This window comes from Polynucleobacter sp. MWH-UH35A (assembly GCF_018687075.1).
GTDB lineage: Bacteria > Pseudomonadota > Gammaproteobacteria > Burkholderiales > Burkholderiaceae > Polynucleobacter.
Map to the genome: position 1 here is coordinate 942,398 of NZ_CP061285.1, position 18,176 is coordinate 960,573.

The following is an 18,176-nucleotide window of genomic DNA, read 5'->3' on the forward strand; positions in this document are numbered from 1 at the left end:
TGCCAAGGCAGCATCAGACCCCAAATATCTGCTGGTATTGCGAAAGTAATGATTCAAGTTGAATTCGATTGGCCAAGGGGTGATTTTCATTGCGACGAGCCTGAACAAGTAACCTCCAAAATTGAAGCAGTTTGGGTATGCTGGCCATTTTAGAAAGACCCTCTAAGGTATTTAAATGCTTAGGGTAATAACGTGGCACCCCGCCTTGGGCTACAGATTGCAAATCTGAAACCCAGCGTTGCATGGCGGCTAGCAAAAAGCCGTATTGGGCTTTATGTGTTTTCTCAGCTGTATCGAGCCAATTGATTCGGACGCCTTGAGCCATCGATTGAAGCAAATAGCGTGTGGCCTGAATGGAGATTGATAATTCGTCTTTGTCATCCTTGTTGTGTCTTGCTATTAGTGAGCTCAACACTGAAAACGGGGCACCACCCTGCTCGTCATAAACAGTTTCAATATCAGCATTGCTGACTTTAAGGCCGCTAATTGCCCCTAATTGCTCTATTAACCAGGCCAATCCTTGTTCGCGATGAGGGCGAGGTGCGGTCAGAAGACGGCAGCGGGATCTAATCGTGGGCAATACCCGATCTACTCTATCAGCCAGCAATATAAAAATAGTGTTCTCAGGGGGCTCTTCTAAGGACTTCAATAAAGTATTTGCGGAATCAGAGCGCAGCATCTCTAGTGGATAAATTAATATCACGCGATTTCCACCGCGATGAGAGCCTATAGAAAGATTTTCTATGGCACTGCGAGTTTCTTCAATGGAGATGTTTTTCTTTTCTTTCTTCTCGCTGGTCTCGCTATCATCCTCACGAGATGATTTTCCTTTTTTGGAAGCATCATCACCCTCATAGTTCCCACGAGGTAAGAGCTTTCGATGTGTTTCGGGAACCAGCGCAATAAAGTCTGGATGATTTCCTGTGTCAAACCAATGACATGCCTCACATTGATTGCAGGGTCGCGCTGAGTCACTAGAGTTTTCACAAAGCAACGCTTTAGCTAGCTCAACCGAAAAAGCAAATTTGCCTATACCGGATTGACCATGTAGCAAAACGGCATTAGGGAAATTGCCAAAGTCTAAGGCTTTCCAGAGGGGTTCAAGCCATGGAGCAATTTGAGGCAATTGAATCACTTAAATGCGATCTCAATGAGTTTCAAGCCATCCCAAATGGTTTCTGGTGTTTGGGTAGCATCAACTAAGTGGAAGCGGCCAGAATCCTCTTTTGCACGCCGCAAATATTCTTGGCGTACTTTCTCAAAGAAATCCAAATTCATTTGCTCAAATTTATCGGGTGTCCGCACTTTAGAGCGTCGCGCCTCAGCGATTTCACCAGGCAAATCAAACAAAATAGTCAGATTGGGTTGCAACAACTCCCCATTGGGAAGGGTTTGCACCCAACGTTCTAATTCATTTAGTTTGGTAAGACTTAAACCACGACCACCACCTTGATAAGCAAAGCTAGCATCAGTAAAGCGATCGGATATGACGATCTTACCCGCTGCTAAGGCGGGCTCGATAACCTGAGCAATATGTTCTCGACGTGCAGCAAACATTAATAGTGCTTCGGTTTCTAAATTCATGGGTGAATCTAAAAGTAGTTTTCGTAATTGCTCGCCGAGTGGAGTGCCCCCTGGCTCACGAGTTAATACTACCTCTCTATCTGGATAGCGCTCTTGCATCAATTTGCGAAATGCATCGATATGTGTACTCTTGCCTGCACCATCGATGCCCTCAAAGCATATGAAATATCCTGTATATGTTGATGTCATCTTGAATTGGTTTGGTTCTCTGTGCTCTTTGGAGCAATCCTACGTTGAAATCGATCTACCGCTGACTCATGCTCTTGAAGACTTTGAGAAAAGTGACTGCTGCCATCGCCTTTTGCAACAAAATACAGTGCATTACTTTTGGTGGGGTGCGCTCCCGCCAAAATAGATTCTTTGCTTGGCATGGCGATAGGTGTTGGAGGTAAACCTTTATGCATATACGTATTGTAGGCAGTGTCTTTACGTAAGTCTGCTTTCCGTAAATTTCCATCAAATTTTGGCCCTATTCCATAGATCACCGTAGGGTCTGTTTGGAGGGGCATGCCTCTATTTAAGCGGTTAACAAAGACCGCTGACACCATCCCGCGATCACTGAGACGCCCCGTCTCCTTTTCAATAATAGAAGCCAGAATAAGGAGCTCATAAGGTGTTTTGAGCGGTAGACCATTCTCCCTTTTATCCCAGATTGGAATCAACTGTTTTTGCATGGCTTGAGCAGCCTTACGATAAATGTTGAGATCGGGCTCATCTGGGTCGAACACGTATGTGTCTGGCAGAAAAATTCCCTCATCACTGGGGTAGCTCAGATTCAGGCTTTGCAAAAGCTCTCTATTGCTCATGCCTTTAGTTTGATGAATGATGGCTGAATGTGAATCCATCAATATTCTTAGTTGCCATATTGTCATGCCAGGGATGATGGCAATGCTTTCCCTGATGCGATCACCTCGTGCAATTTGCAGCAAAATTTTGCCTAGGCTGGAGCTTGTCGGAAATAGATAAGTTCCAGGCTTTAATGTTGACGCAACAAACAAAGATCTAGCGCTCAAATGCAGGATGAAGGGATTGGTCGAAATACCCTGTTCCCTAAGTTGCTCGGCAATACTCGATAAACTTGAGTGTGAGGCGATCTTGACTTTAAATGTAGAGGTGTCTCCATTATTGGATTTGCTAGGTACTACTGTAGCTAAAAAGATAACGCCGTACATTAAGCTTAAAAAGCTTACTAGCAATATGAACGAGTATTTAAGCCCTCGCTTTGTAGCCCCTTTATTCGAAAATAGAGTCGTTCTCTGAATTTTTCTACGCATCAGGCTATGATAAAAGGGTCATGAATAATTCGCCCCAAATTCAGCCAAATTGGCCTAGTAACCCCTCCTCCCTACCCTGCGAACTCTTGGAATGGGGTCTTATTGTGATTGAGGGATCGGATGCTGCAAGTTTTTTGCAAAATCAATTAACCAATTCTGTTCTGGGTCTTGAGCGCACATTACCAGGGAGGGTAGCGCAAGAATATTCAGGCACGCACCTTGTAGGATATTGCAGTCCTAAAGGAAGACTTTTGGCAAGCGCCTGGCTCGGTCTTTTTCCAACGGGAGCTGATGCACAAGATCGCTTCGTGTTATTTATTTCAAAGGATATTGCAGCCAGCACAGCTAAACGTTTGTCAATGTATGTGCTGCGCTCCAAAGTAAAAGTCACAGATCTTTCCAATGATTTGAGTATTTCCGGACTTTATTGTTCTGAGGAACAATTGCTTGATGTTAAGCCCAATCCAGATGGCATTAATTTGCGATTGCCCAATGTTTTGGTGGGCAGTCAATCAGTGGCCCGCCTTTTGATGGCGGTCGCAAAAAATAATCAAGCTAGTTCAGATAAGTCATCTGAACAATTATCCGTTTGGAATGATCTTGAGGTATTAAGTGGCATTCCGCGTATCGTTCAAGCAACCCAAGAACAATTTGTGCCGCAAATGATCAATTTTGAGTCTGTTGCTGGCGTTGATTTTAAAAAAGGCTGTTATCCAGGCCAAGAAATAGTTGCTCGCAGCCAATATCGCGGTGCTATTAAGCGTCGCCTCCAGCTGGCGCATGTCACAAATGCTAGATCCATACTACCCGGCACTGAACTTTTTCACTCGACAGATCCAGGGCAGCCAGCTGGCATGGTGGTCCTATCGGCTCAAAGTCCATATGATTTAAGTCGCACTGACCTTCAAATTGAATGCAAACTAGAGGCGCTCGAAGCCGGTGAAATTCATCTGGGCAGCACCGATGGACCTGTGTTAAAAATAGACTCATTGCCTTATCGATTGCTTGATATTTAACTGCTTATGTGCCTCATTCTTTTCGCCTGGAATTCTCATCCAGACTACTCTTTGGTAGTGGCAGCGAATCGTGATGAGTTTTATGAACGCAATACTGATGCAGTGGGATGGTGGCCTGAGCATCCACATGTTCTGGCAGGACGAGATCGCGCAGATGTACTGGGAAGTCCTGGTACTTGGTTAGGATTTAGCAAAACTGGAAAATTTGCCGCCTTAACGAATGTTAGAGCTCCGAGTGAAAAAAACCCAGATGCAAGGACTCGCGGCGAACTTTCATTAATGTATCTCTCTGGCAATGACAAACCGACTGAATTTATTCAAAGCAATACAAAACGATTTCAGCAGTACAACGGATTTAATCTTTTAATGGCAGATCTTCGCGATCCGGCAAATGCAGAAATGCATTGGGTAAGTAATCGCATGATGATGGGGCAAAGTATTCGTCCTCGCAAAGTATTCCCACAACAAGCATTAGAGCCAGGGGTATATGGTCTCTCGAATGCCATGTTAGACACGCCATGGCCAAAGGTAAATCACCGTATAGCAGCATTTGCTCAAGCTTTAGCTATGGATCAAGGGCATCTCAAGAATGCCGATCAGTATTTAAAGTTGCTGGCTGATACGCATCACGCTAGCGATCATGAACTTCCAAACACGGGTGTAAGTAAGGAGTGGGAAAAGGCTCTATCCCCGGCGTTTATCAAAACACCTTCTTACGGCACCCGCTCAAGTACTGTTCTCAGAATACGAAAAGATGGGCAATTTGAGTTAGTTGAGCGTCGCTTTGATGCTTCTGGGGCCGTAGGTCATGACGTTGTTACAGGAGCTCTCAGCTCCCCATCTGATTCAAATTTATCTGTCTAGACTTACTCAGAGCGACCATCGTCGTTTACAACGCGTATGCCATCTGCGTTGCGCGTAGCTAAGCGCTTTAAATATTTAAATGTGCCTGTAGCCATACAACAAATTTCACCTTGATCGTTATAAAGCTTGGCTTCACAAAAAGCCATGGTTGCAGTTCTGCGAACGGTATCCGCCTTCACGCGCAATACACCAGTGGCAGCCTGCATGAAATTATTTTTCATTTCAATAGTTACGACACTTCTGTCGCCAGGATCTCCTGATCTAGCAGCAACTGCCATAGCAACATCCATCAACGTCAACAAAACACCGCCATGGGCTACTTCCCAGGTATTGTTGTGCTCTGGCTTGAGCGCCAGCAAAATCTCACCCTTGCCCATCTCAGCACTTAAGCAACGTACTCCAAGTAGCTTTAAAAAAGGAACGTTTAGCTCTTCTCCTAAATTGGCTAATTGGGTTTGGGGGTTAATTTGGACTTGTTTATTCATGGGGTAATTTTAGAGGCATGTACGCAGTTTGGGAAATCCCCCTAGAATAGGTTTATGGCCTTTACCCTAAGTGGCGATGACGTCTGCCAAACCACACTTCCAACACCTATACCTAACCCATACTGGGTTGCGCTTTCACCCTCTTCCGCCAAATTGATCGGCATTGCCCTTAACAAAGCTCACTTACCAGATGATCAAGCCTGGTTGGCCGTATTGTCTGGAAATCAGTTAAGCACTTCTGAACATCATTTTGTTAGTCCAATCGCTACGGCCTATAGCGGACATCAATTTGGTGTCTGGGCAGGCCAACTGGGAGATGGACGCGCAATTTTGCTTGGTGATATTGCTGGACAGGAGCTCCAACTTAAGGGCGCCGGAAAGACGCGATTCTCGCGCATGGGTGATGGCCGGGCTGTATTGCGCTCCTCTATCAGAGAATTTTTATGCAGCGAAGCAATGCATGCCTTAGGTGTTCCAACAACCAGGGCTTTATCAGTCATTGGTTCTGATTTGCCGGTAAGAAGAGAAATCATTGAAACAGCGGCCGTTTGCGCTCGACTCGCACCCAGCTTTATTCGTGTTGGTCACTTTGAGCATTTTGCCGCCCTCCAAGATCGCGATAGGTTAAAAGAGTTGGCCGATTATCTGATCGAGTATCACTACCCTGAATCTAACAATGGAGCAAACCCCTACTTAGAGTTGTTTAAAAGTATCTGTGTGCGCAATGCCAAACTGGTTGCGCAGTGGCAAGCCCTTGGTTTTTGTCATGGGGTGCTCAATAGCGACAATATCAGTGCGCTCGGCTTGACAATGGACTATGGCCCTTTTGGATTCCTAGATCAGTTTCAAATTGACCATATATGCAACCACAGTGATCAAGGTGGTCGCTATTCATACTATCGTCAACCACAAATCATGCATTGGAATATGGCTTGCCTAGCAGGTGCAATGACCCCCCTGCTAGCAGTCAATAATGATGAGAAAGAGGTACAAGATCAATTTCGTACGGCACTTGAAGCCTTCCCTAGAACCTATGCACAAGCTTGGCAGTCTCAATTTCGCCAGAAATTGGGCTTTCAAAGTGCGCATGACGGAGATATTGCCTTAATTGAAAGACTACTCCAAGCAATGCATGACTCCAGAATTGACTTCACGAATTTCTTCCGAAATCTTAGTGACGTCAAAATAAATACTTCGACTGCATTATTTTCACTAAGAGATGATTTTATTGATCGAAATTTAATTGATCGGTGGTTTGCTGATTACAGAGAACGTTTAAATTCTGAATCAAGCATAGATTCTGTGCGTAAGGAAGCGATGGATAGAGTTAATCCAAAGTATGTGCTTCGTAACCATTTGGCGCAAACTGCAATAGAACTTGCTCAGAAAAAGGATTTTTCAGAGGTGAACAAACTTTTGAAGATTTTAGAAAATCCCTATGACGAGCAGCCTGAGTATGAGGCATATTCATTAGCGCCTCCGTCCAATTCCCCGTCAATTGAAGTAAGCTGCTCATCTTAGAAGATAGAAGCAAATCTAGTGCATTGGAGTCACCATGAAAAAAACTGACCAAGAATATAAGCAATCCTTGAGTGATATTGAATATCGCGTTACGCGAGAGTCCGCTACCGAAAGACCATTCACTGGAAAATATTGGGATCATTGGGACAAAGGATTCTACAAATGTGTCTGCTGTGGCACCCCACTATTTCTATCTAGCACCAAATTTGATGCTGGCTGTGGCTGGCCAAGCTATAACGCACTGGAAAACGCTTCTTCTATTAAAGAAGTTCGTGATACGAGCCATGGAATGGTACGTACGGAGGTCCGTTGTGCTAGCTGCGATGCCCATTTGGGGCATGTCTTTGAGGATGGTCCGATGCCAACCGGATTACGCTATTGCATTAACTCGGCATCACTTCAGTTTGAGCCAAGCTCTAATGCCACACCAACAAATACTAATGAATAAGTAAATAGCTGGATAATCCCATTATGAAATTCTTATTCGACCTCTTCCCCATCATTCTATTTTTTGTCGCCTTTAAATTTGGCGATATCTATACAGCAACGATTGTTGCAATGGTAGCCACCATAGGTCAGATTCTCTGGGTCTATTACCGACATCGCAAAATTGATGCAATGCAATGGGTAAGCTTGGTGATGATTCTGGTATTCGGTAGCTTGACTATCTTCTTACATGACAAAACCTTCATTCAACTAAAACCAACCGCTCTTTATTGGCTATTCTCAGGAGCTCTTTTTATTAGTGCGCAGTTCTTTCAAAAAAATTGGATACAGGTATTGATGGGCAAACAAGTAACACTAAAAGAGAGAAGCGCACATTCAGTCTGGCATCGACTGAATATGGCTTGGGCTCTATTCTTCTTTGTTATGGGCGGCCTCAATCTCTATATCGCATTTGAATATTCTGAGGAAACATGGGTCAACTTTAAGCTATTTGGTAGCACTGGATTGTTATTAGTCTTCGTCATTGCTCAAGGGGTTTGGCTCTCTAAACATATGGAGCATCCAAGCGAATGACTGCAAATCAAGAACGCATTGCTGCATTTGAAGAGGACCTTCGCAAGGCCTTTCAAGTTGTAGATCTGCTGGTTGAAGATGAAAGTCACCTTCATACTGGGCATGCTGGCGCTGCATCTGGCGGTGGCCATTTCAAGCTAAAAATTATTGCACCGGAATTTAAGGGGTTAAGTCTAGTGGCTCGTCACAGGGCTGTTTATGCAGCCCTCAATCGCCATATCCCCAAGGAAATTCATGCGCTTACTATTATTGCCCTGACTCCGGATGAGGCGTTTACCTAAAGCTACTTTAGAATATTCCCATTCTCTTTTATTTCAATATTTCATAATATGTTCAAAAAACATCAAATTCTCTCTGTCGGCATTCTATTGGCAACTCTTTTGTCTGCAAATGCAATGGCCCAAAACGCCGTGATCGTGAATGGCAAGTCAATCCCAAAAGCTCAATTAGATAAATTAGTGCAGCGTTCAGGACAACCTGATAATCCGCAAGTGCGAGGTCAGGCACGCGAGATGCTCGTCACTCGTGAATTGGTATTGCAAGAGGCGGATAAACGAGGGGTGCTGCAAAATGAAATCGTCAGAGAGCAACTAGAGCAAGCACGCATGGGCGTACTCGTCGGGGCTGTATTTGAAGACTATATTGAAAAGGAAGGTGTTGCTGAAGCGGATCTAAAAGCGGCATATGATTCTGTTAAAGCACAGTACACCGGCAAGGAATATCACGTAGAGCATATTCTGGTTGAAAAGGAATCAGATGCTAAAGCAATCATTGCCCAGCTAAAGGCAGGCGCTAGTTTCGAGGAGATTGCAAAAGCTAAATCAATTGATCCAGGCTCAGCTAAAAATGGTGGCGATCTTGGCTGGGTTAGCGATAAGGCTTTAGTTCCAGAATTCTCAAAGGCAATGGTGCAGCTTAAAAATGGCCAAACCACTGACAAGCCAGTGAAGTCTCAATTTGGTTGGCACATCATTAAGATGATCGATTCACGTGATGTCAAAGCGCCAAGCATCGAAGAAATGAAAGATCAACTTAAGCAAATGATCATGTCTGATAAAAATTGGCAAAAAGCCAAGTTTGCAGAGATGATGCAAAAGTTACGCGCAAAGGCAAAAATCCAATAAAGCTGCTTTTATCTGTTCTATCTGGCGGGGTAGCGGCGCGGTCTGAGTTTCTGGATCGCCATACCCGCCAGTCCACATGCAAATGCAGACATCACAAAGACATTCCTTGGTTGCGAAGCCTCCCAAATCCAGCCCGCGCATAAACCTCCTAGCGTTCCACCCAAGCCGTACGAGATAGTTGCCATCAGAGCTTGTCCTCGAGCTTGTAGCGGGCCAGTAAACCAACGCTGCAATAATTTGGTAGCAGCACTATGGTGTGCCGCAAAAGTTCCTGCATGCATTAATTGAGCCACAATCAATACGGAAGTAATTGGGAGGAATGCGATCAAAATAAACCGAACTACTCCTACTCCGAATGCAGCTTGTAATATCACCTCAGCATCAAGACGGCTGAGAATCTTACTTTGGAAGTAAAAAAATAATACTTCAGCAGCCACTCCAAGAGCCCAGAGCAAGCCAATCTGAAATTTATCGTATCCAAGGTCGGCAAGATAAAGGGAGTAAAAAACATATAAAGATGCATGCGCAAAGATCATGAAAAATCCCGAAACCAAAAACCAACGCACATCGGGATTAAACAGCACAATCAACAATTCGCCTTTAACCATTTTGTGGCGAGCCATTTTAGGCTCATGCAAACAAAAGGTAATCAGGGCCAAGGCCAACAAAACAATGGTACCTACAAGCGGATAAAGCTCAATCGTCTTGCGCTGAAAAAGCTCCCCTGCTGCCAGCACCATGGTAATAAAACCAATAGAGCCCCATAAGCGCAAACGACCGTAGCGCTTATCAAATGAATTATCTTTATATAAGGCATGGATAGTGGCCGACTCACCAAGCGGCATTAGACTGCTCAAGACGGTATGCAGCACAAACATCCAAATGAAAAAGCCAACATAACTTTGTAAAAAATAGATGCATAGAAAAATCAATGCGGCCAAACAGGCACAAAAGCGAATAATGCTGATGCGATTTGAGAGGTAGTCAGATAACCATCCCCAGGAGAATGGGCCAACTATTCTGGTGATCTGCAGCATTGACATCAACACGGCTATTTCAAGAACGTTAAAGCCGCGATCCAAAAAGAATAAGCTGGCATACGGTGAAACCAAGCCAACATAAGCAAAATATAAAAAGAAAAAGGACCCGAAGGCCCAGCGAAGCAAAGGCGTCATCTATAGAGCCAAGCTAGTCGCGATGTGAGCCAGGTTGGGCGGCTGGAATAGACGCCATATCAGGCACGTCAGCACACTGAGCGCGATGACGAAGTGCATGATCCATCAACACCAGGGCTAACATTGCTTCAGCTATAGGCGTTGCACGAATGCCAACACAGGGGTCGTGTCGCCCTTTGGTTTGGACAGTAATCGGTTTTCCATCCAGATCCACAGATTGCTTAGGACTCATGATGCTAGAGGTTGGCTTAATAGCAATGGATACACGCAAGTCCTGACCGCTACTAATGCCTCCCAAGGTGCCGCCGGAGTTATTGCTTGCAAAACCATCAGGGTGTAGCTCATCACCATGCTCGCTACCCCGTTGTGCAACTGATTTAAAGCCGGCACCAATCTCAACACCTTTGACAGCGTTAATACCCATCATGGCATGCGCAATATCTGCATCTAGTTTGTCGAATAACGGTTCACCTAAGCCAGCGGGCACATTACGTGCACGAACCTCAATGCGCGCACCACAGGAGTCCCCTGCTTTGCGCAGTTCATCCATATAGCTCTCTAGCTCAGGAATCATTTCAGCATTTGCCGCAAAGAATGGATTGTTTCCAATTTCAGAGGCATCCTTAAATGGAATCTCAAGAGATCCCAATTGGCTCATGTAGCCATAGAACTCTGTTCCATATTTCTCATGCAACCATTTTTTGGCAATTGCTGCCGCAGCAACTACTGGCGCAGTTAAACGTGCAGATGATCTACCGCCACCACGAGGGTCGCGGATACCGTATTTTTGTTGATAAGCATAATCTGCATGACCTGGTCTGAAAGTCTGCAAAATATCGCCATAATCTTGGCTGCGTTGATCTGTATTACGAATCAGTAATGCGATTGGGGTTCCGGTAGTTTTACCCTCGAATACCCCGGAAAGTATCTCAACCTTATCCTCTTCCTTGCGCTGAGTTACGTGACGCGAAGTCCCGGGCTTGCGCCTATCCAAATCCAGCTGAATATCCGCCTCGGACAATTTCATGCCCGGCGGACAGCCGTCAACAACAGCACCGATGGCTGGACCGTGGGATTCACCAAAAGTGGTGACAGTAAAAAGGAGGCCTAAAGTATTCCCTGACATAGCGACATTATGTCATTGGTCAGAAAATGATGGCTAGAACTGCTTAGGAAGCTGCTTTTTCAGTATCTTCTGGCCAGTCGCGGATATAAGCCTTCAGCATGGTGTTCTCGAAGTCTTGGGCCTCTACTACCGACTTGGCGACGTCGTAAAAAGAAATAACGCCCATCAACATTTTTTGATCTACTACCGGTAGATAGCGTGCATGATCAACCAACATCATACGGCGGACTTCATCAATCTCTGTTTCCATATTGCAGGTTAAGGGCTTTTGATTCATAACCGTTCTGACTTGAAGACCATCAAGCTTGCCATGGTGCTTGGCCAATGCTGCTATCACTTCACGGAAAGTCAGGATGCCGACCAGTTTGTCGTACTCCATGACTACGAGAGAGCCAATATCGTGCTCGCTCATTACGAGCACCGCTGTTTGCAGCGCAGTGTCGGGCGCAACGGTAAAAAGAGTACTTCCTTTAACGCGTAATATGTCACGAACTTTCATTTGGTCTCCAAAAACTAGGGATTTATAGCTTCAATATAGACTCAAGACCTCTTTGAATCAAGGGCTTAGACTCAACTTTTAGTAACGAATAACCCTAATGACGCCGCTACGGATGTCAGGCAAATTTGCCACTAAGACCGCCCCAGCCAAGGTAATCCACCAGGTCAAATAAATCCACATGAGACCCAGAGGAAAGATGGCAAATGCACCATAAACCGTTTTGTAGAAGGCGGTATGGGTTAAGAAAATAGCAAAGCCGAATTTCATTAACTCAAACGCAAGTGCGGCAACTAGGGCTCCAGCAAACGCATCACGCCACAAGATCTTGCTGTACGGAAGTATTTTGTATACCACTGCATAGACGAGGATGGCTAGAAAGATTTGTGCAATCGTGGCTACCAATTTAAAGCCAATAGATACCGCACTAATCCAACCTTCCGATGCGCTAAACAAAACACCGCTCAGGTAAATACCAAAGCCCAGCAGAATTGGACCCAAGATAGTGGCTGCGCTGTAAATAAAAAATTTCTTATACAGCGGGCGACTGGCGTTGACCTTGAAGATTTGATTAAAGGCTCCCTCGATCACAGCAAGAGTCGTTACTGTAGTAATGATCAGACCAGCAAGACCAATAAAGGTTAAGCCACGTGCCTGCGAAGAAAATTGATCCAAATAAATGAATACTTGCTGATTGATGCCCCCTGGCATATAGGTATCTAAAAGCCAAGTTTTAAAGGAATTTTTGACTTGAATGACGCTGGGTAGGTAGCCGATGAGGATGGTTGCGATGGTCACCATGGGAACCATCGATAAAGTGGTTGTGAAGGCTAGACTGGCGGCAATTTGCTTCAAATTTTGATCACGATTGCGCTCCCAGATCTCTTTTGCCAGAGAGAGCCATAATTGGGGGTTACGAATAAGGCGCATCGCCGTATCATAAGAGATCAATATGAGCCAACACGATATTTTAGTTTTGTACTACTCCCGTTATGGTGCAACCAAGGATTTGGCGCGCCTGATTGCCGAGGGTATAGAAAGCGTTCCCGGCGCTAATGCTCGCCTAAGAACCGTACCAGCCATATCAACTGTTTGCGAAGCAACAGAGGCATCCGTACCCCAAGATGGGGCCCCTTATGCTGAATACTCTGATTTACAGGAATGCATCGGTCTTGCGCTAGGATCACCAACCCGTTTTGGCAATATGGCAGCTCCAATGAAGTACTTTTGGGATGGCAGCTCTTCTGAGTGGATGAATGGCGCGCTGATCGGCAAACCAGCCTGTGTATTTACCAGCACGGGCAGCCTTCATGGCGGTCAAGAAAGTACCCTTCTCACAATGATGATTCCATTACTACATCACGGCATGATGATGATGGGCATTCCTTATAGTGAACCTGATCTTATGTCTTCTAGTACGGGCGGAAGTCCTTATGGTGTCTCCCACCTTGCACACGCTGACGGGCGTGCGCCTATCAGCGCCGAAGAGCAGCGATTAGCAAAAGCTCAAGGAAAGCGTCTGGCAGAAACGGCCCTACTACTGCATCTCAATAAAAAGTAAACCATACAAATCTCATCATGATGCAAAAGATTCTGAATAAAAATCCTTACCAACTGATTGCGACGGCCGCATTTGTTGATTTATTCATTCTATGTGTTTGCTGGGAGTGGTTTATCTCACCATTAAGACCTGGCGGTTCATGGTTAATTCTGAAAGGTGTGCCCCTGTTGTTTGCAATTCCAGGGCTATGGAAAGGCAACGTTTACACCATGCAGTGGGCCTCTATGCTGATCCTGCTTTACATCACCGAAGGCCTGGTTCGTATCCTTGAGACTGGCGCAAACTTTTGGCTGGCTGTATTGGAAACTTTGCTAGCCACCATTGGTTTTGTTTGTCTACTGATGTATTTAAAGCCTATCAAAAAAGATGCAAAAGCATTAAAGAAGAAAATGCAAACTGAGAAATAATGCAGGACTTCATTCAACAACTTTCAACCTTTCTTAATCAGAAATATATTCTGACCCAAGACGCAGACAAGGCGCCTTACCTTACTGACTGGCGCAAACGTTTTACAGGTAAAGCGCTTGCTGTTTTGCTGCCGAGCACGAGTGCTGAAGTTGCGGAAATCATTAAGCTGTGCGCAAAGCATCATATTGCAGTAGTCCCACAAGGCGGACACACGGGCTTTTGTGGTGGCGCAACACCAGACAATTCTGGCACACAAATCATTCTCAATCTTAAGCGCATGAATCAAATTCGTGAGATTGATAAAGCCAACCAAACCATTACGCTTGAGGCGGGTTGTATTTTGCAGGCAGTGCAAACGACTGCAGCCGAGAATGGCTTTCTTTTTCCTTTGAGCCTTGGTGCCGAAGGTAGCTGCATGATTGGTGGTAACTTAGCAACGAATGCTGGTGGCACCAATGTGCTTCGTTATGGCAATGCCCGGGACCTCTGTCTAGGTCTAGAAGTTGTCACAGCTAAGGGTGAAATTTGGAATGGTATTAAAGGTCTGCGTAAAGATAATACTGGCTATGATCTGCGAGATTTATTCATTGGATCTGAAGGCACTCTTGGGATCATTACCGCCGCAGTGATGAAGTTATACCCACTGCCAATTTCACAGTGGACTACCTTAGTTGCGTGTGACAACATCGCCTCAACAATTGCTCTTTTAAATTTGTTTCAGAAACGTGCAAGCGCCCTACTTACCGGCTTTGAAATGATGACGTGCGAATCATTAACATTAAATGAAAAGCACTTTCCACATATGGCAAATCCCTTGCAGGGAAATCCTCCCTACACCATCTTGATTGAATTGTCGGATCATGAGAGCGAAGCACATGTAAGGCAACTTCTTGAAGCCATATTAGAGGAGGCATTTGAAACTCAGACCATTACTGATGCGGTCATCGCCACCAATTTAAGTCAGGCAAATGCGTTTTGGCATATGCGAGAACATATTACCCTCGCCCAAGCTGAGGAAGGCGCCAATCTCAAGCACGACATCACCATCCCCCTATCGTCACTAGATCGCTTCATTCAAGAAACAGACGCATTAATGAAGGAGAGGTTCCCGGGTGTCAGGATTATCAATTTTGGGCATTTAGGGGACGGTAACCTCCACTACAACATTGCCCCACCCTTGGGCATGGACCCCAAGACCTTTAATGAAATGAATGAAAAACAGATCCATGAGCTCATTTATGGGCAGGTAGAGTGCTGTCAAGGCTCTATTTCTGCTGAACATGGGGTTGGGCAGCTTAAATTAGATGACTTAAGGGCTCATAAGGGTGAAGTGGCTCACGACCTCATGAAGACTCTAAAAAGAGCCCTAGACCCCCAAAATATCCTCAATCCCCATAAAGTTGTCTCGATTTAATCAATATCAACAGTTTTTGTTAAATATTTTGTAATTCGTGTCATCCCACCCCCTTTTCCATGCGTTGTTAGCACATGGAGGTGGCAAATATGTCAACAAGACTCAAACGTTGGGCCCGTGCAATTCAACAGATCGACCTGTCTAAAAGGACGCCTGAAGTAGCTATTGGCTACTTGGATAGCAAGTATCGCGACATAGCTTGGCGTTACATCCGTATTCTTGGCTTTGAACGCACCATCAGCTTCATGGCCAGCAATAATTTTCACCCAGAATAACAACATTAAACCCTAAATAATTGATTTATCTAGGGTTTTTGTTTTTTTGCTGTTTTTAGACTGGCTTTGGGGTGAAAAAATCATTTACTTCTGCCAGCAATCGCTCCGGTATCTCCTCGGGTATGTAGTGCCCGCTTGGCACAGACCCTCCTCTGACATCAGTTGCAACCTGCTTCCAATCGTCTATTGGCTTAAAGCATTTGTTCACTAAGCCATGTTCACCCCATAAAACTTTAAGGGGCATGCTCAGCTTTTTTCCTGCAGTACGATCCGCACGGTCATGATCAAGATCAATAGAGGCAGCCGCACGATAGTCTTCGCACATTGCATGCATGCCTTGCGGATCACTTGCGCCAGCCAAGTACTCGGCCCAACGATCTGGTGAAAATATCCCCGTTCCTGCATGGCGACCCATGTGATTCTTGAGCCAATATTCTGGATTTGCCCCAATCATGGTTTCTGGAACTGGTTCTGGCTGAATTAAAAAGAACCAATGCCAATAACCCTTGGCAAATTCCATGGTGGTGTTGTCATACATTGTTAAGGTTGGAGAAATATCCAGAACCATTAAACGCAATACGCTGTCCGGAAAATCCATTGCCAATCGATGAGAGACCCTCCCCCCTCTATCATGACCAAGCAAAAAGAATTGATTAAAGCCCAAGCTCTTCATTAAGGCATGCTGATCTGCTGCCATGGCTCGTTTTGAGTAAGTGGAGTGATCAGACTTTCCGTGGGGTTTTGAGGATTGCCCATAACCACGAAGATCCGCAGCGACCACTGTAAAGTGCTTTGCCAGCTCTGGCGCTACCTGACTCCAGATTGCCTTAGTTTGCGGAAAACCATGCAATAACAATAAAGGCGGGCCATTGCCGCCAATGAGATACGAAATCTCAATTTGCCCGTCATCCGATGGGACGCTCGCTGTATTTTCTTTAAAGCCTGGAAAGGTAACGGGCATTATTCATCCAAAAAAGAGAGCCCCCCTTATGGGGAGAAGTTTCATAAAGAAACTTATTTTCCAGTTGGCGTTGGATTGGCTGATGTTTCCATTGCAGTTCTGACTACCTTCTTGGCCATTGCAATAAAGGAGTCTGCCGATCCAGAGCTAGTCCTGAAAGATTCGCCCTGAACAGTGATTAAGCCTTCACCCAGTAGCTGTTTAGATTGACTGTCAGTAATCTTGCTTTCAACAAGTAGTGCTGGGGTTTTTGAGTTCACACCACCCGCATAAGCAGCAGCATTCATGGCTAAGCCAATGGGCGTGAAATTCCATGGTTGTAGACTGTCAGTTGAACTCTCTGCCCCTGTAATGCCAACAGAGATACGAGCGACGCCAGGACCTGGCTGATTAACAATGCGGATATTTCCGCGCGCATTAACTGCCTCAACCATGGAGGCTTGTAATGCCGCCTTTGCTTTATTGATTACATCAATACTGACATCTTTAGTGGCGCTTTGATTTAAATAAATTGGATCAAGAATGACTGCAGTGTAAGCCCCAGGATTTACCCCAGAAATACGATATCGCCAAACTCGTGTGTCTTTATCGCTTGTAGCCATCGGCACTAACAGGTTGTAGTCAGGCAAAAATCCTGATCTAGGCATAGACTCTGTCGCTAATTTTGGTGCATTACTACAAGCAGCTAAGATGATGGCCGAGGTAATTATGGCCAGCAAAACATTCATTTTTTTCATAGCAATTCCAGTTAATTAAATGAAATACTCAAAGATTGGTTCATAAACATCATACCCAGATCTCATTAATCTGGTGCTGGGCATGGCAAGGTCCCACCCGTCTTTTTATGTATCTGTGGTTTGCAGTCCGTCTGCGTAGAAATAGTTTTGCCGGGTTCAGTAGGTACGGCGGCTGTAGCAACACTTGATGGAGATTGAAGTGGAGTGCTCGATGTCGCTGTTGCAGGAGTTGGCTTAGCTGGCGCAAGACCTACCTCTCGATAAAACGATTTCTCTGATCCAGGGCACGGCATTAAAACCCCTGTTTTGGGATTAATGACATCTTTACATTGAGGATTGGCCTCTAGTCGGGCCTCCAATTTAGCGACAGAGCATGCGCACAATAAGCATGTGATAACAATTGCAAGTGAAGTCTTGATTAAACCAGTATTCATGAATCCATTCTAAGTCACAACAGGGATTGAGCATTCATAGCTTGCTGCATGTTGGAGCACAGAAATTGAGCGGTAGGTGGCCTGCCCAGCACGATTCGAACGTGCGACCTACGCCTTAGAAGGGCGTTGCTCTATCCAGCTGAGCTATAGGCAGTGAGTACTGGGACTGAAAACGTAATACAAGAGAAAGTGGTCGGAGTACAAGGATTCGAACCTTGGACCCCCTGCTCCCAAAGCAGGTGCGCTACCAGGCTGCGCTACACTCCGACGGAATCGATATTCTACACCGAGAGGCCCATTGCAGGCAAATCCTGTAAGATTCGTGCCATGGTTGCCTATTTTTCAAGCAAATTTAAGAAGCAAATTTTTGCCGCTTTTACAGCAGCATTGTTGGTCTTTTGCTTGTTGGGAACTCATTGGATAGGTCTTTCTCACAGCATTTCGCATGCGGGCATGCAGGATTTATCTCTGGAGATCGGCAAGTCAAACACTTCAGATAAGAGTTTGAGTCACAGCTCGGATGTATGCCATTTATTTGATGCACTATCTCTAGCAGGTTTTATTCCTAGTGCTCTATCGACATCCAACACCGACCAACAAAGCACATTAGCCCAGTCTAATGTGAATTATGCGTTTTTAAGAAATTTATTCAGTAGCGCCTATCAGTCACGCGCACCCCCTACCATCATCCTTTAAAACAT

23 protein-coding genes and 2 tRNA genes are annotated in these 18,176 nt (G+C 45.2%); 12 read left to right on the top strand and 13 right to left on the bottom strand.

What is annotated here, in order from left to right:
• Positions 1-13 precede the first annotated feature (13 nt).
• The 3 genes from ICV36_RS04955 to mltG are packed head-to-tail and all read right to left on the bottom strand — an operon-like array spanning position 14 to position 2,858.
• Positions 14-1,135, bottom strand: a complete 1,122-nt coding sequence (locus ICV36_RS04955; protein ID WP_215401460.1) for a DNA polymerase III subunit delta' — start codon at positions 1,133-1,135, stop codon at positions 14-16.
• The gene (gene tmk / locus ICV36_RS04960; RefSeq protein ID WP_215401461.1) at positions 1,132-1,773 is read right to left on the bottom strand and encodes a dTMP kinase; all 642 of its coding nucleotides are present in this window, start codon (positions 1,771-1,773) and stop codon (positions 1,132-1,134) included. Before tmk ends, ICV36_RS04955 begins: the two co-directional genes overlap by 4 nt.
• Positions 1,770-2,858, bottom strand: coding sequence for an endolytic transglycosylase MltG (gene mltG / locus ICV36_RS04965; protein WP_215401462.1), 1,089 nt, complete (start codon positions 2,856-2,858; stop codon positions 1,770-1,772). Before mltG ends, tmk begins: the two co-directional genes overlap by 4 nt.
• A 20-nt stretch (positions 2,859-2,878) precedes the next feature.
• Between mltG and ICV36_RS04970 the strand changes: the two genes are divergently transcribed.
• Both ICV36_RS04970 and ICV36_RS04975 read left to right on the top strand, forming a co-directional pair.
• Complete coding sequence (locus ICV36_RS04970; RefSeq protein ID WP_215401463.1) at positions 2,879-3,874, top strand: folate-binding protein YgfZ; 996 nt, start codon at positions 2,879-2,881, stop codon at positions 3,872-3,874.
• Positions 3,875-3,880: 6 nt separating this feature from the next.
• Positions 3,881-4,738 (top strand): NRDE family protein, encoded by an 858-nt coding sequence (locus ICV36_RS04975; protein ID WP_215401464.1) that lies wholly within the window; start codon positions 3,881-3,883, stop codon positions 4,736-4,738.
• A 2-nt stretch (positions 4,739-4,740) separates the two neighbouring features.
• On the opposite strand, the gene ICV36_RS04980 is transcribed toward ICV36_RS04975, so the two are convergent.
• Complete coding sequence (locus ICV36_RS04980) at positions 4,741-5,223, bottom strand: PaaI family thioesterase (protein WP_215401465.1); 483 nt, start codon at positions 5,221-5,223, stop codon at positions 4,741-4,743.
• Positions 5,224-5,277: 54 nt separating this feature from the next.
• Here ICV36_RS04980 and ICV36_RS04985 point away from each other — a divergent pair, with 54 nt between their 5' ends.
• From ICV36_RS04985 to ICV36_RS05005, 5 genes are read left to right on the top strand one after another with little or no spacing between them, the layout of a single operon-like run.
• Positions 5,278-6,744 (top strand): YdiU family protein, encoded by a 1,467-nt coding sequence (locus ICV36_RS04985; protein WP_215401466.1) that lies wholly within the window; start codon positions 5,278-5,280, stop codon positions 6,742-6,744.
• A 34-nt stretch (positions 6,745-6,778) separates the two neighbouring features.
• Positions 6,779-7,192 (top strand): peptide-methionine (R)-S-oxide reductase MsrB, encoded by a 414-nt coding sequence (gene msrB, locus ICV36_RS04990; RefSeq protein WP_215401467.1) that lies wholly within the window; start codon positions 6,779-6,781, stop codon positions 7,190-7,192.
• Between the two features lie 23 nt (positions 7,193-7,215).
• Entirely contained in the window at positions 7,216-7,764 is a 549-nt protein-coding gene (locus ICV36_RS04995) for a septation protein A (RefSeq protein ID WP_215401468.1), read from the top strand.
• On the top strand, positions 7,761-8,045 hold the full coding sequence (locus ICV36_RS05000) for a BolA family transcriptional regulator (RefSeq protein ID WP_215401469.1): 285 nt from the start codon (positions 7,761-7,763) through the stop codon (positions 8,043-8,045). Before ICV36_RS04995 ends, ICV36_RS05000 begins: the two co-directional genes overlap by 4 nt.
• A 48-nt stretch (positions 8,046-8,093) precedes the next feature.
• Positions 8,094-8,888 carry a peptidylprolyl isomerase gene (locus ICV36_RS05005; protein ID WP_215401470.1) on the top strand — a complete coding sequence of 265 codons (795 nt, stop codon included), beginning with the start codon at positions 8,094-8,096 and terminating at the stop codon, positions 8,886-8,888.
• A 17-nt stretch (positions 8,889-8,905) separates the two neighbouring features.
• On the opposite strand, the gene ICV36_RS05010 is transcribed toward ICV36_RS05005, so the two are convergent.
• The 4 genes from ICV36_RS05010 to ICV36_RS05025 all read right to left on the bottom strand — a co-directional run bounded on the left by ICV36_RS05010 (position 8,906) and on the right by ICV36_RS05025 (position 12,615).
• Positions 8,906-10,063, bottom strand: coding sequence for an MFS transporter (locus ICV36_RS05010; protein WP_215401471.1), 1,158 nt, complete (start codon positions 10,061-10,063; stop codon positions 8,906-8,908).
• A 13-nt stretch (positions 10,064-10,076) separates the two neighbouring features.
• Positions 10,077-11,189, bottom strand: a complete 1,113-nt coding sequence (gene aroC / locus ICV36_RS05015) for a chorismate synthase (protein ID WP_215401472.1) — start codon at positions 11,187-11,189, stop codon at positions 10,077-10,079.
• A 43-nt stretch (positions 11,190-11,232) separates the two neighbouring features.
• The gene (locus ICV36_RS05020; protein ID WP_215401473.1) at positions 11,233-11,688 is read right to left on the bottom strand and encodes a CBS domain-containing protein; all 456 of its coding nucleotides are present in this window, start codon (positions 11,686-11,688) and stop codon (positions 11,233-11,235) included.
• Positions 11,689-11,766: 78 nt separating this feature from the next.
• Positions 11,767-12,615, bottom strand: coding sequence for a YhjD/YihY/BrkB family envelope integrity protein (locus tag ICV36_RS05025; RefSeq protein ID WP_215401474.1), 849 nt, complete (start codon positions 12,613-12,615; stop codon positions 11,767-11,769).
• Positions 12,616-12,637: 22 nt separating this feature from the next.
• Between ICV36_RS05025 and wrbA the strand changes: the two genes are divergently transcribed.
• The 4 genes from wrbA (at position 12,638) to ICV36_RS05045 (ending at position 15,343) form a co-directional block, all read left to right on the top strand.
• Entirely contained in the window at positions 12,638-13,246 is a 609-nt protein-coding gene (gene wrbA, locus ICV36_RS05030; RefSeq protein WP_215401475.1) for an NAD(P)H:quinone oxidoreductase, read from the top strand.
• A 17-nt stretch (positions 13,247-13,263) separates the two neighbouring features.
• The gene (locus tag ICV36_RS05035; RefSeq protein WP_215401476.1) at positions 13,264-13,653 is read left to right on the top strand and encodes a DUF2069 domain-containing protein; all 390 of its coding nucleotides are present in this window, start codon (positions 13,264-13,266) and stop codon (positions 13,651-13,653) included.
• Complete coding sequence (locus tag ICV36_RS05040) at positions 13,653-15,068, top strand: FAD-binding oxidoreductase (RefSeq protein ID WP_215401477.1); 1,416 nt, start codon at positions 13,653-13,655, stop codon at positions 15,066-15,068. The genes ICV36_RS05035 and ICV36_RS05040 overlap by 1 nt, the downstream gene beginning before the upstream one ends.
• Positions 15,069-15,157: 89 nt before the next feature.
• Positions 15,158-15,343, top strand: a complete 186-nt coding sequence (locus tag ICV36_RS05045; protein ID WP_015420997.1) for a hypothetical protein — start codon at positions 15,158-15,160, stop codon at positions 15,341-15,343.
• Between the two features lie 55 nt (positions 15,344-15,398).
• Here the strand turns inward: ICV36_RS05045 and ICV36_RS05050 are convergent, their stop codons facing one another.
• The 5 genes from ICV36_RS05050 to ICV36_RS05070 all read right to left on the bottom strand — a co-directional run bounded on the left by ICV36_RS05050 (position 15,399) and on the right by ICV36_RS05070 (position 17,742).
• Positions 15,399-16,304 carry an alpha/beta fold hydrolase gene (locus tag ICV36_RS05050; protein ID WP_215401478.1) on the bottom strand — a complete coding sequence of 302 codons (906 nt, stop codon included), beginning with the start codon at positions 16,302-16,304 and terminating at the stop codon, positions 15,399-15,401.
• A 53-nt stretch (positions 16,305-16,357) separates the two neighbouring features.
• Positions 16,358-17,041, bottom strand: a complete 684-nt coding sequence (locus ICV36_RS05055; protein ID WP_215401479.1) for a DUF3313 domain-containing protein — start codon at positions 17,039-17,041, stop codon at positions 16,358-16,360.
• A 65-nt stretch (positions 17,042-17,106) separates the two neighbouring features.
• Positions 17,107-17,475: a hypothetical protein gene (locus ICV36_RS05060; protein WP_215401480.1), complete on the bottom strand. Its 369-nt coding sequence runs from the start codon at positions 17,473-17,475 to the stop codon at positions 17,107-17,109.
• Between the two features lie 77 nt (positions 17,476-17,552).
• A tRNA-Arg gene (locus tag ICV36_RS05065) sits at positions 17,553-17,629 on the bottom strand.
• A gap of 36 nt (positions 17,630-17,665) precedes the next feature.
• Positions 17,666-17,742: transfer RNA gene (locus ICV36_RS05070), tRNA-Pro, on the bottom strand.
• A 60-nt stretch (positions 17,743-17,802) separates the two neighbouring features.
• Here ICV36_RS05070 and ICV36_RS05075 point away from each other — a divergent pair.
• Entirely contained in the window at positions 17,803-18,171 is a 369-nt protein-coding gene (locus tag ICV36_RS05075; RefSeq protein WP_215401481.1) for a hypothetical protein, read from the top strand.
• Positions 18,172-18,176: the final 5 nt, after the last annotated feature.

Coding starts and splice junctions, on each gene's coding strand:
- tmk (WP_215401461.1), bottom strand. CDS start 1,773: ATGACATCAACATATACAGGATATTTCATATGCTTTGAGGGCATCGAT.
- mltG (WP_215401462.1), bottom strand. CDS start 2,858: ATGCGTAGAAAAATTCAGAGAACGACTCTATTTTCGAATAAAGGGGCT.
- ICV36_RS04970 (WP_215401463.1), top strand. CDS start 2,879: ATGAATAATTCGCCCCAAATTCAGCCAAATTGGCCTAGTAACCCCTCC.
- ICV36_RS04975 (WP_215401464.1), top strand. CDS start 3,881: ATGTGCCTCATTCTTTTCGCCTGGAATTCTCATCCAGACTACTCTTTG.
- ICV36_RS04980 (WP_215401465.1), bottom strand. CDS start 5,223: ATGAATAAACAAGTCCAAATTAACCCCCAAACCCAATTAGCCAATTTA.
- ICV36_RS04985 (WP_215401466.1), top strand. CDS start 5,278: ATGGCCTTTACCCTAAGTGGCGATGACGTCTGCCAAACCACACTTCCA.
- msrB (WP_215401467.1), top strand. CDS start 6,779: ATGAAAAAAACTGACCAAGAATATAAGCAATCCTTGAGTGATATTGAA.
- ICV36_RS04995 (WP_215401468.1), top strand. CDS start 7,216: ATGAAATTCTTATTCGACCTCTTCCCCATCATTCTATTTTTTGTCGCC.
- ICV36_RS05000 (WP_215401469.1), top strand. CDS start 7,761: ATGACTGCAAATCAAGAACGCATTGCTGCATTTGAAGAGGACCTTCGC.
- ICV36_RS05005 (WP_215401470.1), top strand. CDS start 8,094: ATGTTCAAAAAACATCAAATTCTCTCTGTCGGCATTCTATTGGCAACT.
- ICV36_RS05010 (WP_215401471.1), bottom strand. CDS start 10,063: ATGACGCCTTTGCTTCGCTGGGCCTTCGGGTCCTTTTTCTTTTTATAT.
- aroC (WP_215401472.1), bottom strand. CDS start 11,189: ATGTCAGGGAATACTTTAGGCCTCCTTTTTACTGTCACCACTTTTGGT.
- ICV36_RS05020 (WP_215401473.1), bottom strand. CDS start 11,688: ATGAAAGTTCGTGACATATTACGCGTTAAAGGAAGTACTCTTTTTACC.
- ICV36_RS05025 (WP_215401474.1), bottom strand. CDS start 12,615: ATGCGCCTTATTCGTAACCCCCAATTATGGCTCTCTCTGGCAAAAGAG.
- wrbA (WP_215401475.1), top strand. CDS start 12,638: ATGAGCCAACACGATATTTTAGTTTTGTACTACTCCCGTTATGGTGCA.
- ICV36_RS05035 (WP_215401476.1), top strand. CDS start 13,264: ATGATGCAAAAGATTCTGAATAAAAATCCTTACCAACTGATTGCGACG.
- ICV36_RS05040 (WP_215401477.1), top strand. CDS start 13,653: ATGCAGGACTTCATTCAACAACTTTCAACCTTTCTTAATCAGAAATAT.
- ICV36_RS05045 (WP_015420997.1), top strand. CDS start 15,158: ATGTCAACAAGACTCAAACGTTGGGCCCGTGCAATTCAACAGATCGAC.
- ICV36_RS05050 (WP_215401478.1), bottom strand. CDS start 16,304: ATGCCCGTTACCTTTCCAGGCTTTAAAGAAAATACAGCGAGCGTCCCA.
- ICV36_RS05055 (WP_215401479.1), bottom strand. CDS start 17,041: ATGAAAAAAATGAATGTTTTGCTGGCCATAATTACCTCGGCCATCATC.
- ICV36_RS05060 (WP_215401480.1), bottom strand. CDS start 17,475: ATGAATACTGGTTTAATCAAGACTTCACTTGCAATTGTTATCACATGC.
- ICV36_RS05075 (WP_215401481.1), top strand. CDS start 17,803: ATGGTTGCCTATTTTTCAAGCAAATTTAAGAAGCAAATTTTTGCCGCT.